The 14,660-nt window shown below is 65.9% G+C and carries 12 protein-coding genes; 8 read left to right on the top strand and 4 right to left on the bottom strand.

What is annotated here, in order from left to right; genetic code table 11:
• Positions 1–40 precede the first annotated feature (40 nt).
• From ACVWYP_RS36355 to ACVWYP_RS36340, 4 genes are all read left to right on the top strand, one after another.
• Positions 41–1,333 carry an NAD(P)/FAD-dependent oxidoreductase gene (locus ACVWYP_RS36355; protein ID WP_304496700.1) on the top strand — a complete coding sequence of 431 codons (1,293 nt, stop codon included), beginning with the start codon at positions 41–43 and terminating at the stop codon, positions 1,331–1,333.
• Between the two features lie 80 nt (positions 1,334–1,413).
• Positions 1,414–4,644 (top strand): adenylate/guanylate cyclase domain-containing protein, encoded by a 3,231-nt coding sequence (locus ACVWYP_RS36350; protein ID WP_304496699.1) that lies wholly within the window; start codon positions 1,414–1,416, stop codon positions 4,642–4,644.
• A gap of 48 nt (positions 4,645–4,692) precedes the next feature.
• A complete protein-coding gene (locus ACVWYP_RS36345; protein ID WP_028341231.1) occupies positions 4,693–5,187 on the top strand; it encodes a hypothetical protein in 495 nt (164 codons plus the stop codon).
• A 7-nt stretch (positions 5,188–5,194) separates the two neighbouring features.
• Positions 5,195–5,890 (top strand): class I SAM-dependent methyltransferase, encoded by a 696-nt coding sequence (locus ACVWYP_RS36340; RefSeq protein WP_304496697.1) that lies wholly within the window; start codon positions 5,195–5,197, stop codon positions 5,888–5,890.
• Positions 5,891–5,902: 12 nt separating this feature from the next.
• Here ACVWYP_RS36340 and ACVWYP_RS36335 read toward each other — a convergent pair whose 3' ends face one another.
• Complete coding sequence (locus ACVWYP_RS36335; RefSeq protein WP_453945898.1) at positions 5,903–6,304, bottom strand: PaaI family thioesterase; 402 nt, start codon at positions 6,302–6,304, stop codon at positions 5,903–5,905.
• Between the two features lie 442 nt (positions 6,305–6,746).
• The gene (locus ACVWYP_RS36330) at positions 6,747–8,336 is read right to left on the bottom strand and encodes a gamma-glutamyltransferase (RefSeq protein WP_304496695.1); all 1,590 of its coding nucleotides are present in this window, start codon (positions 8,334–8,336) and stop codon (positions 6,747–6,749) included.
• A 104-nt stretch (positions 8,337–8,440) separates the two neighbouring features.
• Here ACVWYP_RS36330 and ACVWYP_RS36325 point away from each other — a divergent pair, with 104 nt between their 5' ends.
• Complete coding sequence (locus tag ACVWYP_RS36325; RefSeq protein ID WP_304496694.1) at positions 8,441–9,214, top strand: enoyl-CoA hydratase-related protein; 774 nt, start codon at positions 8,441–8,443, stop codon at positions 9,212–9,214.
• A gap of 258 nt (positions 9,215–9,472) precedes the next feature.
• Here the strand turns inward: ACVWYP_RS36325 and ACVWYP_RS36320 are convergent, their stop codons facing one another.
• Entirely contained in the window at positions 9,473–10,486 is a 1,014-nt protein-coding gene (locus ACVWYP_RS36320) for a zinc-dependent alcohol dehydrogenase family protein (RefSeq protein WP_304496693.1), read from the bottom strand.
• A gap of 202 nt (positions 10,487–10,688) precedes the next feature.
• On the opposite strand from ACVWYP_RS36320, the gene ACVWYP_RS36315 reads away from it, so the two are divergent.
• Entirely contained in the window at positions 10,689–11,558 is an 870-nt protein-coding gene (locus ACVWYP_RS36315) for a DUF2066 domain-containing protein (RefSeq protein ID WP_304496692.1), read from the top strand.
• A 30-nt stretch (positions 11,559–11,588) separates the two neighbouring features.
• Here ACVWYP_RS36315 and ACVWYP_RS36310 read toward each other — a convergent pair whose 3' ends face one another.
• Positions 11,589–12,542 (bottom strand): AraC family transcriptional regulator, encoded by a 954-nt coding sequence (locus tag ACVWYP_RS36310; protein ID WP_304496691.1) that lies wholly within the window; start codon positions 12,540–12,542, stop codon positions 11,589–11,591.
• 660 nt (positions 12,543–13,202) lie between these two features.
• Between ACVWYP_RS36310 and ACVWYP_RS36305 the strand changes: the two genes are divergently transcribed.
• Positions 13,203–13,538 (top strand): hypothetical protein, encoded by a 336-nt coding sequence (locus ACVWYP_RS36305; protein ID WP_304496690.1) that lies wholly within the window; start codon positions 13,203–13,205, stop codon positions 13,536–13,538.
• Between the two features lie 84 nt (positions 13,539–13,622).
• Entirely contained in the window at positions 13,623–14,552 is a 930-nt protein-coding gene (locus tag ACVWYP_RS36300) for an SUMF1/EgtB/PvdO family nonheme iron enzyme (RefSeq protein WP_439711216.1), read from the top strand.
• Positions 14,553–14,660 lie beyond the last annotated feature (108 nt).

The following is a 14,660-nucleotide window of genomic DNA, read 5'->3' as shown; positions in this document are numbered from 1 at the left end:
CCTCTCCCCGACGGGGAGAGGTGAAATACGAGTTCCTCCCATGACCACACCCACCCGCCTGCCGCTGCCACCGAGCCTCTACGCCGACATCGCGGTGGAGGCGACGCCGACGCCTCAGCTGACATCGGACAAGAGCGTGCCGGTCGCGATCATCGGCGGCGGCTTCACCGGCCTGTCGACCGCGCTGCACCTCGCCGAGCAGGGCGTGTTCGCAACCGTGCTGGAAGCGCAGGAGCCGGGCTGGGGCGCCTCCGGCAATAATGGCGGGCAGACCAATCCCGGACTGAAGCACGACCCCGACCAGATCGAAGCGGATTTCGGCGCCGATCTCGGCCGCCGCATGATCGAATTCTCCTACGGCACCACCAACTTCACGCATGATTTGATCCGCCGCTACCAGATCCCCTGCGAGGCCAGGCAGAACGGCACGCTGCGCGCCGCCTACAACGAAGCCAGCGCGGCAGCGATCGAGACCACGGCAAAGCAATGCATCCGGCGCGGCATGCCGGTGAAGCTGCTCGACGCCGCCGAGATGCGGGCGATGACCGGCAGCGACCGCTACCTCTGCGCCATGCTGGATGCGCGCGGCGGCGACCTGCATCCGCTGAGCTATGCCCGGGGTCTTGCGCGCGCCGCGATCGGGGCCGGCGTCGCCGTCCATGGCGAGACCCCGGCGCTGTCGCTCCGCCGCGACGGCGGCCGCTGGCGGATCGAGACCCCGCGCGCGGTCGTGCTCGCCGACAAGGTGCTGCTCGCGACCAACGGCTTTACCGACGATCTCTGGCCGGCGCTCCGCCGCAGCATCGTGCCGGTGTTCTCGTCGATCGCGGCGACCGCGCCGCTGTCCGACGAGATTGCACACGCGATCATGCCGACCCGGCCGGTGCTCTACGAAAGCGGCCACATCACGGTCTATTACCGCATCGACCAGCACAATCGGCTCTTGATGGGCGGCCGCGGCCCGATGCGCTGGATCAGCAAGCCGACCGACGTCGCCTATCTGATCCGCTACGCCGAGCGGCTGTGGCCGCAGCTCAGGGGCGTCAGCTGGACCCACGGCTGGAACAGCCGCCTTGCCATCACCGCCGATCACTACCCGCATGTCCATGAGCCCGCGGAGAATTTGCTGATCTCGCTCGGCTGCAACGGCCGCGGCGTCGCGCTCTCGACCGCGATGGGCGCGGAGCTGGCCCGCCGCCTGATCGGCGGCCCCAAGGCCGAGATCGACATGCCCGTGACCGGTATCAAACCGATCCCGATGCACGCCTTCTGGCGGGTCGGCGTCACCACGGCGGTGCTGACCGGCCGGGTGCGGGACCGGCTCGGTGTGTGAGGCATTTAACACAATTACAGAATGTGCTGGGCTAATCTCGCGCGTCGGATATATTCGCAGTCTTTACTGAAAGGCTGTTCATGCAGTGCGAGCGATGCGGCCGCGCAAACCGGGCTGGCAACGATTATTGTGAAGATTGCGGTGCGCCGTTAGGCCTCAAATGTGACTCCTGTCAGCATGTGAACGGGCCCTCCAGCCGCTTCTGCGGCCGCTGCGGCACCGCGATCGCCGCGGGCAGCGTCCGTCCCGATGCGCCCTCGCAGCGGCTGCTTCGTTCGCTCAGCACCAAGGGCGGCGAACGCAAGAACCTCACTCTGCTGTTTGCCGATATCCGCAACTCGACCAATCTGATCGACAGCCTCGGCGATCCCGAGCTCGGCATGCGGCGGCTGGAGCCGGTGCTCGACCTGATGAAGGAGGCCGTCCACCGCTACGACGGCATCGTCAACAAGATCCAGGGCGACGGCGTCATGGCGCTGTTCGGCGCGCCGCCGCGCCCGCATGAAGACCATGCGGTCCGCGGCTGTCTCGCCGCGCTCGCCATGCAGGATTCGGTGGCCAGGCTGGCCGATCCCGGCATGCAGATCCGGGTCGGGCTGCACACCGGCGAAGTCGTGGTGCAAACGGTGGAAAACACCATCTACCAGACCTACGACGCCGCCGGCGCCAACGTCCATATCGCCAACCGGATGGAGCAGATGGCCGATGAGGGGACGATCCTCATCACGCGGGACACCTATCTCGGCGCCAGGCAATTCGTCGAGGTCGTGCCGCTCGGCATGCAGACCATTCGCGGCATCTCGATGCCGGTGGAGGTCTTCAAGCTGACCGGGCTGCTCAGCGCGCCCGCCAGCGACGTTTTCCGCAGCGGCCGCCGCCTGACCTCGATGGTCAACCGGACCGAGCAGATGGCGGCGCTGGAGCATGAGCTGTCGCGTGCGGTTGCCGGCGACGGCCGAGTCGTCGGCATGGTCGGCGATGCCGGCATCGGCAAGAGCCGGCTTTGCTTCGAGTTCGCCGAAAATTGCCGCCGCAAGGGCATTCGCGTCTACGAGGCGCGCGTGCTGGCGCATGGCCGCGCAACACCGTTCCAGCCCGTGCTCGAGCTGCTGCGCGACATCTTCGGCATCCGTGTCAAGGAGCCGATCGAGACATCCCGGCGTCGCGTCATCGACCGCTTTGCCGAGATGGCCGCGTCGGAGCAGGAGCTGCTGGTGCTGCTCGAATTTCTCGGGCTTGCCGATCCGGAGCATCCGGCCCCGAAGCTCGATCCGCGCGCGCTGCGGTTGCAGCTGCTCGATCTCGTTCGAACCCTGGTGCACGCGCGCCCCGGGGACACGCCGGCGGTCGTCATGATCGAGGACCTGCACTGGATCGATGCCGCCAGCGAGGAGTTCGTCGAGACGCTGGTCGATGCCATCGTCGGCACCGCGACGTTCCTGGTGGTCAATTTCAGGCCGGGCTTCACGGCACCTTTCATGCAGCGGTCTCACTACCGTCAGATCGCCATCCCGCCGCTGCCGTGGTCCGATTCGAACGAGCTGCTCCGCGAGCATTTCGGCAGGCATCCCTCGCTGGCCTCGCTGAGCAGCAATGTCATTGAACGCGCGCAGGGCAATCCGTTCTTCATCGAGGAGCTTGCCAACACCGTCGTGGAGCGCGGCAATGTCGAGGGCGAACGCGGCAACTACCGGCTCAAGCATGGCGTCGATGCGGTGCCGCTGCCCGCAACGGTGCAGGCCGTCGTGGCCGCCCGCATTGATCACCTCGAGGATATCGCCAAGCAGGTGCTCGAGACGGCGGCGGTGATCGGCCGGCTGGTCGCGATGTCGGTGCTGCGCCCGGTCGCGGCGCTGCCGAACGACGATTTGCAGAACGCCATCGCGCAGCTCCGCCAGGCCGAGCTGCTGTACGACCTGCCGCCCTACGACAAGGGATTGCTGGCGTTTCGCCATCCATTGATCCAGGAGGTCGCCTATGCAACGCAGTTGCGGTCGCGGCTGACCACGCTGCATGCGACCGTCGCCAAGGCCATCGAGGGCTTCGACTGGGGCAAGCTCGACGAGTTTGCCGGGCTGCTCGCCTATCACTACGAGGCCGCGGGCCAGCCGCTGGAGGCCGTCACCCATTTGCAGCGTGCGGCGCGCTGGATCGGCAAGACCAACTCCGCCGAGGCAATGAAGAGCTGGAAAAAGGTTCGCGCCCTGCTGCAGGACCAGCCTCCGTCCGAATATGTCGACCGGCTGCGGGCGATGTCGAGCGGCCAGATCCTCAACTTCGGCTGGCGTGAGGGCATGTCCGCCGAAGAGGTCAAGCCCTACGCCGAAGAGGCGATCAAATACGCACGCGCGGCGGACCCGGTGCACGAGCCGATCCTGCTCGGCGCCTACGGTAGGATCCTGGCCGCGACCGCGGCGGCCGACGACTATGTCAATCTCGTGCAGGACGCCTTGAAGCTCACTTCCGGCACCGGGGACGTCGGACGGTTTGCGACGGTCAATGCCATGCTGAGCCAGGCGTTCTTCCTGTCGGGTCGTCTTGCCGAGGCGCTCGACGCCGGGCAGGTGGCGGTTGCCGCGATTGCCGAGCAGGGCGGTTTTCACAACAACGTCACACTCGGTCTCAACCCGAACCAGATTCTCGGCTTCGACGTCGAGCACTGGATCAGGTGTCTCGGCACCAGAATTCTGGTGCGGCTCGGCCGGTTTGACGAGGCCGAGCGGCGGATCGCCGAGGTGCTGCGGGCCGAGCCGGAGCGCTTCGCCGCCGTCGTGCAGTTCATTCCGCATTTTGCGATGGTGGAGATGGGCTGGAGCCGCGGCCGGCCGGAACTCGCCAAGCCGCATGCGGCGAGGATCGCCGAATTGGCCGAGCAGTCCGGCACGCCCTATCTGCGGGTCGCGGCGCTCGCCAGCGCCGGCCTCGCCAGCGGCGCCGCAGGCGACTTCAAGGTTGCCGCCGCCCAGCTTCAGGAAGCGATCGACTTTGCGCGCTCTGCGCGAGCCGGCCTCGAATTCGAGGCCCGCATGCTGGCGGATCTGGCCGAAGCGCTCTATCGCGCCGCCGACCACCATGCGGCCCTGCAAGCGGTGGACGAGGCGCTGATGGTCGCGCGGCGAAGGACCGATCGCGTCGCCGAGCTGCACGCGACCGTGCTGCGCGGCCTGATCATTTGCGCCTTGGGCAGTACGTCACATGATGAGCTTGACGAGATTGTCGGCGGCGCTCAGAATTTGCTCGACGTCTCGGGGGCAGTCTACTTCACGCCACAACTCGATCAGCTTCGATTGCATCTTGAGCGACGCCGCTAGACGCGACGATTTTTTCATTTCTGGAAACAAGGTATTGAGGGGGTTCTAATGGGACGGATGATTCAAGACGATACGACGCGCGATGTTCTGGATCTGCTGAACAAGCGGTTTGGTCCCGGCGGGATCATGGAGATGGTCGAGCTGCAAAAGGAGTTCGACATCTTCTCTCCCAATCATCCCCTCGAGCAGTCGTTCCGGCTGATCGGGATCGAGCCGGCCGACCGGATCGAACGGAAGCGCTGGTACACCTTCCTCGGCACGCTGAAGGACTATCCTTCCGATCAGCCCAATGTGAGCGGATACAAGCGGGTGGTCCAGGCGTTCCGCCACGCGCTCACGCAGAATCCGTATCTGCCGGTGCTGGTTAGCGTTCACGCCATGAAGGAAAATCCGAAGGTGACGTTTGCGGCCGATGGCCACACGCCGCTGATCTACTCGACCCAGTCGTATCGGGTTCTGTCGATCCCGACCAAGCCAAGCCAGGTCGCCCGCAAGGAGCTTGCCGCGATGGCGAAGCAGCGGCGGGCCAAAGCCAAGAAGTGAGCAAGACGTGAGCATCGCGGCGGAGACCGCAGGTTTCGGCGCCGAAGGCGACCGGGCGCGATTCTCCGACCTCTATGCCGATGTCGAATCCTACTACAGCGCGCGGGTCGCCAAATACGGCGCCACCCCGCGCGGGGTGGACTGGTCCTGCCAGGCCACCCAGGACCTCCGCTTCGTCCAGTTGCTGAAGCTCTGCGACTTCTCCGCACCGTTCAGCCTGAACGATATCGGCTGCGGATACGGCGCGCTGTGCGCCTATCTCGCAAGGCGCCATCCGCAAGCGGAGATCGATTATCTCGGGATCGATCTGTCATTCGCCATGATCAGCCGCGCGCGCCGCCGTTTCTCGGCGCCGGGGCGTCGCTTCAAGGTCGGCAAGGGTAGCCCGCGGCGCGCGACCTATTCGGTCGCGAGCGGCATCATGAATGTCGATGTCGGCGGCTGCCGCCGATCCTGGGAGGCATTCGTCGCCGAGATGCTGGCCGACCTGCGCCGAGCCAGCGTGCGCGGCTTCAGCGTCAACTTCGTCACCGGGGAGGCCGCAGCCACCGCGGATGCGGATGCGGCGCAGGTGCAGCTGTATTGCACGAGCCCCGAGCCGTGGATCCATTATTGCGAACGCGAGCTTGGCTGCACCGTCGAGACCGTCGACGGCTACGGACTGAACGAAGTCACCCTGCTGGCGCGATGCAGGGATTGCTGATCGGGCTGCGGACTATCGCTTGTCCAGAATCCGCAACTCGGCCGTGGCGCTGGCGACCGTCACATCGTTGGCGTCGATCAGATCGGCTTCCACGATCATGTCGCGGTCGGTCTGCGAGATGACCTTCGCCTTGGCCGTGATCGGGCCGATGCGCGCCGGTTTGAGAAACCGCGTGGTGAGGGTCTTCGTCACGACGGTCCGCGTTGCGGGCAGCGCTGCGAGCGCGCCGAGGCCCGTCGCTGAATCCAGCATCGCGGCAAGGAAACCGCCCTGGATCGTTCCATGGCGGTTGGTGAACAAGGGTTGCGCCTCGAAACGGACTGTGGCGGTTTCACCGTCGAAGCCCAGCCACTCGCGTCCAAGAAGTTGCGCGCCGGGCGGCACGTCTGCGCTTGCTTCACTCAAGCCGGTCACCGCAATTGTTGTCGGTCCAAATGTATCAGCCCGTTCGGGTCATGCAATAAACTCGGTGTCGTCCCTGCCTAGTGCGCAATTGCGCACGGGAGCAGGGACCCATAACCACAAATGGCCATTGTTGAACGACGCTGGAACGACGAGCCCCTTTCACAACACCCGCCGCGGAGTATGGGTCCCTGCTTTCGGAGGGACGACGGCGGTGGATGTGGCATCCGCATGCGCGGGTGATGACACCGCATTGTTTGAGCATCTTGAATTGCGAACCATCCCATCGTCGTCCTGGCGAAAGCCAGGACCCATTACCCCGAATCTCAATTGTTGCACGCGCTGCAGCCGCGATCCCGTTCATCACCGATTGCGGTGGTTATGGGTCTCTACTCCCGTGCGCAATTGCGCACTAGGCAGGGACGACGACCGCAATGAACCGCGCGACTTGCCGTCACCCCTCCGCGACCGCATCGCCCCAGGGCTGGAACGGCTCGGTGACGCCGCTGTTGGTGGTGCCGTCGCGCAGCACGACGCTCGGGCAGGCGAACTTCATCGGCAGGGTCTGGATACGGGCCTCCTCGAAGTCGAAGCGGCCGCGCAGCGCCTCGCGCACGCTCGCGGGCAGGCGCTTGTCGCCGATCACCACGGCGCCCTCGCTGGCGTCGATCCGCGGCTGGTGGATCGCGGTGTCGAGATCCATGCCGAAATCCATCACGAAGGAGAGCAGTTGCGACACCGCCGGCAGGATGCGGCGGCCGCCCGATGCGCCCGCGGCTAGCGTGCGGCCGTCGGCTGCCTGCGCCACCACAGGCGTGTAGTTGGTCAGGCAGCGCTTGCCGGGCGCGAGCGAGTTCGGATTGCCTTGCGTCGGATCGAACCACATGATGCCGTTGTTCATGGTCAGCCCGGTGTTCGGCGTCACGAATTTGGAGCCGAAGGTCGACAGCAGCGTCTGCGTCACCGCGGCCATGTTGCCATCGCGGTCGACCGCGGAGAAATGCGTGGTGCAGCTTGGCGCGATCGCTTCGGCGCCGAGCGCGCGGCGGCCGTCGACATCGCCCATGTCCTTCAGCCGTTCGCGATAGGCGGCTTGCAGCGCCTCCGCATAGGCAGCGTAGGCTGACGCATCCGGACCGCCCCGCGCGGGCGCGAGCGCCTTTTGCAAAAGGCCGAGCGTGCGCGCCATGGTCGGACCCGCGGTCAACTCCGGCGTCGCATAGACCGTGCCGCCGCGATAGGGAATCTTCAGCGGCTCGCGCAGATGGGCGCGGAAGGCGGCGAGGTCGCGCACCGACAGCGCGCCGCCGGCGGCCTGGATGTCGTCGGCGATGCTGCGCGCAAGATCGCCCTCGTAGAAATCGCGCGGGCCGGCCGCGGCGAGCTGCGCCATCGTGGCCTTGAGCTTGTCCTGCGGCATGCGGACCACCGACCTGATGCCCCATTGCGCGTTCGGCGGCAGGCCGTCCTGCAGATACGCCGCGGCGCTGGCGGGATAGCGCCGCAGATCGGCCGCGGAGCTTGCGATCATCGCGGTGGTCCACCAATCGACCAAAAGGCCGTCGCCGGCGAGCTTGACGCTCGGCGCCAGCAGGTCCTTCCACGGCATCCTGGCGTGGCGGCGATGCGCTTCCTCCATGCCGGCAACGACGCCGGGCACCGCGATCGAGCCGGGGCCGTGCAGGTTGCGGTCGTCCTTGACCCGCGCCCAGGGGAACAGGTCGGAGGCCGCGCCGCCGGTCAGCGGATAATCCTCGATGCGCAGGCCGTCGGGCGCGCGCATGCCGTAGTCGATCACCTCGACGCGGTTCTCCTTGGCGCGATACAGCACCATCGCGCCGCCGCCGCCGGCGCCGCTCATCCACGGCTCCACGACGCCAAGGGCGAAGGTGGTGGCGATCACGGCGTCGACGCAATCGCCGCCCGCGGCCAATACCTCCGCGCCGACCTCGGCCGCCCGGCGCGACTGTGCGGCGACGATGCCGCCCTTGGCGCTGACGGCCGGCTTGCGGATCACTTGCGAGTTGGAGAACTGGTCGGACATGGCGTTGCTTTCGCTGTTCTTGTTGCGGGTGGGGCACGTTGGCGTAGCATGCCAAGCATGGCATTGTCAGTGCAACAACAAGAACCAATTTCAGGGAGCGGAAAATGACTGGTGTGAAGCGTGAACGGGACGGCAAGATCGGCATCCTGACGCTCAACGATCCCGCGAGCCTGAACGCCATGACGCCGGAACTGCTCGGCGATCTCGCACTCGCCGTCGGCGAGATGAGCCTCGATCCCGGCATCCGCGCGCTGGTTCTGACCGGGGAGGGACGCGGCTTCTGCTCCGGGCAGAACCTCAAGGCGTTCCAGTCGCTCGGCGACAACATCTACACCGGCGTGATGAGACATTATTGGCCGGCGATGCAGGCCTTGCGCGAATGCCGCGTGCCTGTGGTGGTCGCGGTCAACGGCGTCGCGGCCGGCGGCGGCTTCAGCCTCGCGATGTCCGGCGACATCATCCTGGCCGCGCGCTCGGCGAGCTTCATCCAGGTGTTCAGCCGGATCGGCCTGGTGCCCGATCTCGGCTCGACCTGGCTGTTGCCGCGCCTGATCGGCCGCCAGCGCGCGCTCGACCTGATGCTGCTGAACGAGCCGCTGCCGGCCGAGCGGGCCAGGGAGTGGGGGCTGGTGCGCGATGTGGTCGATGATGCAAAACTGCTCGACGAGGCGAAGGCGCTTGCCGGTCGCCTTGCGGACGGACCGACGCGCGCGCTGGTCGCGACGCGGCAGCTGCTCGAGGAAAGCGAGCACGCCAGCTACGCCGATCAGTTCCGCCGCGAGATCGAGCTGCAGCAGGTGATCCGCGAGAGCGCCGACGCGAAGGAAGGCCGCCAGGCCTTCGTCGAGAAACGCAAGGCTCGGTTCACGGGGCGCTAGGCCTTGGTCCACGGCACGTTACAGCAGACGCGATTGAGTCGGGCCATCACGGCATCGGACTTGCGTCCCCTCTCCCGCTTGCGGGGGAGGGCCAGGGTGGGGGCTCTCTCCGCGAATCGCATCGTGGAAAAAGCCCCCACCCGCATCGCATCAGATGCGATGCGACCTGAGAGCGAGCTTCGCTCGTCTCGACCCCCGCAAGCGGGAGAGGTGCAGCGAGCGTGCCGCTGGACTGTTTCGACTTCACATCATCATGCTTTACCCGATCGCAATCGCGATCTTGCCGAAATGCGCGCCGCTCGCCATGTGGGCGAACGCGGCCTTGGCCTGGTCGAACGCGAACACCTTGTCGATGACGGGCTTGACGCCGTGCAGGCTGATGCCGTCGCACAGTGCCTGCAAATCCTCGATCGAGCCGACGGTGACGCCTTGCAGCCGCTGCTGCTGCATCACCATCAGCGGCAGCCGCGTATCGGACGAGGCGGGACCTGCGAGCACGCCGATGAAGGCGATGGTGCCGCCGATCCTGGTGGCGCGGATCGATTCGTTCAGCGTGCCGACGCCGCCGACCTCGACGACGAGATCGACGCCGCGCCCGGTCAGCTCGCGCGCCTTCTTGCCCCAATCGGGCGTGGTCTTGTAGTTGAGCGTGACATCGGCGCCGAGCTGCTTCAGCCGCGCGATCTTGGCGTCGCTGGAGGAGGTCGCGATGACGCGGGCGCCGCACATCTTGGCGAATTGCAGCGCGAACAGCGAGACGCCGCCGGTGCCCTGGGTCAGCACCGTCTGCCCCGGCTTGAGGTCGCCGAGCTTGACCACCGCGCTCCACGCCGTGAGGCCGGCGCATGGCAGCGCCGCGGCCTCGATATCGCTCAGATGATCCGGCGTGCGCACCAGCGCATGCGCGGGGAAGACCCGGTACTCGGTCAGCACACCGTCGACGCTGCCGCCGAGCGCCGCGCGCATCCGCGCCTCGCTCGGCTCGCCGCCGAGCCAGCTTTCGAAGAAGCTGCCGATCACACGATCGCCGGGTGCGAAGCTCCTGACTCCGGCGCCGACCGCCTCGACCACGCCGGCGCCGTCGGAGACCGGCACCAGCGGAAATTTCTGGCGCGAGCCGTAGCCGCCCTTGACCGTGAGCAGGTCGCGATAATTCAGCGTCGCCGCCTTCAGCCGCACCAGGACTTCGCCGGGGCCGGCTTGCGGGACCGCCTTGTCGACCAGCGCCAGCGCGTCGACGCCGCCGGGGCCTTGCAACTCATAGCATTTCACGGAACGTCTCCTGCTCGGTGCTCTTGTGTTGGGCAGCGCTCGCGGCGCCGCCGTGCATGCTCCGAGCATATGTCAGGCCTGCCGCGCGTGGCCATAGCGCGCAGCGGGGCCGATGGAATGGCGCCCATGTCCGAACGTGCTGGCGGTGCCCGAAAATACCGCCAATCTGTGCCGTCAATGAAGTGACCGAGCGGAGGTGACGATGGCTGCCTTGCTTGAGACCAAGCGCGATCTGATCGCCACGCTCGCACGCGGCGCGGTTCGCGTGCTGCTTGCCGCTGCATGGATCGCTTGCGGTGGTGCGATGGCCGCAGCAGACGACGGCCTCTACCGCGCGCAGACCGTCGTCACCGGCCAGGGCGAGCCGAACCGCATCATAGGCTTCGGTGCATGTCTGGAGGACGTCCTGATCAAGGTATCCGGTCAGCCAATGCTGGCAGGCGACCGCCGGCTTGCCGCATACAAATCGAAAGCCAAGGAGTTCGTCAGCAGTTTCGATTATCACGATCAATATGCCGGCAAGCCGCATCATGACGAGCAGGGCACCCGCGACCGGCCCTACGACCTGACGGTGGATTTCGACGACAAGAAGATCGACGGCATTCTCGCCAGGCTCGATCTCAAGCCGTGGCGGTCGCGGCGGCCGGTGCTCGGCGTCTTCGCGGAAATGCAGCACGGTCCGAAGGACTACATCGTCACATCCGACGGGACGCAGTCCGACCTGCAACGCGATGCGCTGGCGGCTGCGGCCGGAAAGCGCGGCATGCGCTTCGTGCTGCCCGATGCAGCGGCGTTGACGAGTGCCAACCTCACCGCCGCCGAACTGTCGAAGACGGCGCCGGCGAAGCTGAGTTCGATCGTCGCGCCGCAGGGCGGCGAAGCCACCCTGCTCGGACGATTGGTCTGGAACGACAAGGACCTCGGTTGGGCCACGCAATGGCGGATGGCCTGGAACGGCAAGGATTACAAATGGCAGTTCCGCGGCGTCACCTTCGACGAAGCCTTCCGCCGCGGCATCGGCGGCGCCGCGCAGCTGCTGTCGGGCAATGGCGATCCGGGGCGATCGAAATAATGAGCTTGCGCGCGCGCAGCGGCTGATTTGCTAGCCGGCGTAGCCGAGCGTTTGCGATGGGTATTCCCCGAACATCGCGCGGTAATATTGCGAGAAGCGCCCGAGCTCGATGAAGCCCTGTTCGATCGCAACCTTGGAGACGGTGGTCTGGTCCGGGGTGCTTTCGCGCAGGATCGAACGGATCATGCAGAGCCGCTTATAGCGCAGGAACGTCACCGGGCCGACCCCGAACACCTCGTGGAAGGCGCGGTGCAGGCTGCGTCGCGACAGCCGAAGCTCGGTGCAGATTTCCGAGACATGGACCGGGCGCGTGCCCGCGGCGTGCAGATAGTCCTCGACATGGCGCACCAGTCGCATCGCCGACGGCAGATAGCTCGTTCCGTCGGGCGGCAGCGACGTGATGACCGTCGCGGTCACGCAGTCGATGATCGCGCGCTTCCAGAAGCTGGCCGACGTGTCCGACAAGGCGTCCGGATAGCGCGCGAGATGCGCGACGATCTGCGGTAGTTTGTCCGCGGCGCCCATGCCGATCATGGGGTCGGCGCGAAAGTGGTTCTTCACTTGCCAGGTTTCGGCGTCGGCGAGCCGCGGCTCGCCGCCGAATATGTCGGGCAGCTCAGCCAGGTCGAAGCGGATGGCCGCGTAGGATGAAGCGCTGTGAAAGACACCGTCATGCTCGACCGACGGAGGAATCACCAGCACATCGGCCGGCTGCATGTCGAACGCCCAATGCGTGACACGGTCGGTCGCGTTCAGCAGCATTCCGATGATCAGCTTGGGATCGGTCGAGATGCGCTGGGTGCGGACCCCGACATTGAACGCGCCGATGCTGAGCGAAAAGTCACCGATCCCGACGTGAGACAATGTGCCGCGCAGCTTGCCGCGCTCAAGCTGCATGACTTCGACATGCGAGCCTTTGACGGCATCGTGGAGACCCTCGAAGCCGTCAAGCTCGCCGGTGCTAACCGTCAGGTGCTGGCCCATATCCACGTTCACAACTGCAGCGCGATTAATCTACTAAAACCAAATGCTTGAAGTCGGTACAAAAAGTGCGGCCGTGACAATGTGCCTAGATTGGTTCGATTCGCATGGCGAGATCGTGGTGTGGATTTGCATACGTGCGGATTTTCGCTTGTTTTTTCGAGAAAGCAACAATGCCGACCACATCGGATTGATCGAATTGGAGCATCTTTCGTTAAGCCTGCACGCCTCGGGGTTGAGATTGGCACAAAGTGCACATCACTTGTATAGTGCGTTCCGCTATCGTTTGAACTGACAGCAGAATTCGCTCGTGACAACGTCCAGTGGAACGGGAGTCGCGATCGAGAACCCTGTGCACGCAAGTGTGCACATGGATTAGCAACGGAGGAGAAAGGGAAGAAGGCCTGACGGATCAACGCTGCCGAAAAGTGCAGCATAGAAAAATGGAAGGGCGCGACAATGCACTCAGGCACGACGCAATCATGCACGAGATTCGATCACCGAGATCATAAGTCTGCGATCTTCAACAAGATTTTCCGTCTGGCGCTCGTCGGAGCAGCCGCGATTGTCGCGCAAGCCGGCCCAGCGTCGGCGGTCAGCATCGGCTCTTCCGCTTCACTGCCGATCATCAAACAGCAAGAAGGCAGCGGTAACGTTGTGCAGGTGCGCGCTGTCGCGCGCCGCGGCGGCGTTGCGGTCGGACCGCGCGGCGGTGCGGTTGCTTATCGTAGCCGGACGGTAGCGCGTCCGGGAGTTCGGCCCGGCTGGCACGGCGGCGGCACGCGCTGGGTCGGGCCCGGACCGCGGCCGGGAGGTTGGGCGCGGCCTGGCTGGTACGGCTGGCCGATCGGGGGCGCGGTCGCGGCCGGCGCGGCGATCGGTTTCGTCAGCGCGGCGAGCGCAGCCGCCTGGGCCGGACCGCCGCCGGCAGCGGGCATGTGCTGGTACTACACCGACCCGTCGCGAACACAGGGCTTCTGGGACTACTGCTCACGGTAATGCGCAAAGAGGTGCATCGCCATGTCCCGGCTAGAGATCGCCTCCGCTGAATCAGAGCGTGACGACCGCGTCCAGGCCGACGACATGGTCTGGATTCCCGGCGGCACGTTCCGCATGGGCTCCGACCATCACTATCCCGAGGAGGCGCCGGCGCATCGGGCGTCGGTCGACGGCTTCTGGATCGACCGCACCCCGGTGACCAACGCTCAATTCCGCGAATTCGTGCGGGAGACCGGGCACATCACGGTCGCCGAGCGGCCGCCGGATCCTGCGCAATATCCGGGCGCGCTGCCGCATATGCTCTATGCCGGCTCGCTGGTGTTTCAGCCGCCGCGCCGGGTCACCACCCTGCGCGACTGGAGCCAATGGTGGACCCTGATGAAGGGCGCCAACTGGCGCCGCCCCTACGGCCCGCGCAGCAACATCAATGTGCTCGGCAGCCACCCGGTCGTCCACGTCGCCTATGCCGATGCGCTCGCCTACGCCAAATGGGCCGGCAAGGAACTTCCGACCGAAGCCGAGTGGGAGTTCGCGGCGCGTGGCGGGCTGGAGGCCGAGGAGTTCGCCTGGGGCAATGCCTTGACGCCGGGCGGCAAGCACATGGCCAACACATGGCAGGGCAATTTCCCTATTCAGAACCTCTGCGAGGACGGCTTCGACCGGACCTCGCCGGTGACCGCGTTTCCGCCGAATGGCTATGGCGTCCACGACATGATCGGCAATGTCTGGGAGTGGACCGCCGACTGGTGGTCCACCCGTCATGAGGCCGACGCCGCGAAGCCCTGCTGCATCCCGCAGAATCCGCGCGGCGGCCGCGAGGAAGCAAGCTACGACCCCGCCCAGCCCGCGATCAAAATCCCGCGGAAAGTGCTGAAGGGTGGCTCGCATCTTTGTGCCCCGAACTATTGCCGCCGCTATCGCCCCGCCGCGCGGCACGCCGAACCGGTCGACACGTCCACCAGCCATGTCGGGTTCAGATGCGTGGTGCGGTCGCGGACGTCTCAGCCAGCTTAAAGAGTAGGGAGCGACGAATGAGCGATGAAGCCGAATTGAAGAACAATGGGGCGGCCAAACTCAATGGTAATGGCCGCGGTTCGTTACTTCGCACCTTGTTCGCGGCAG

Source organism: Bradyrhizobium sp. USDA 3262, from assembly GCF_054060035.1.
The sequence above is the reverse complement of the archived record's forward strand: the minus strand, read 5'-3'. Positions and strand labels throughout refer to the sequence as shown.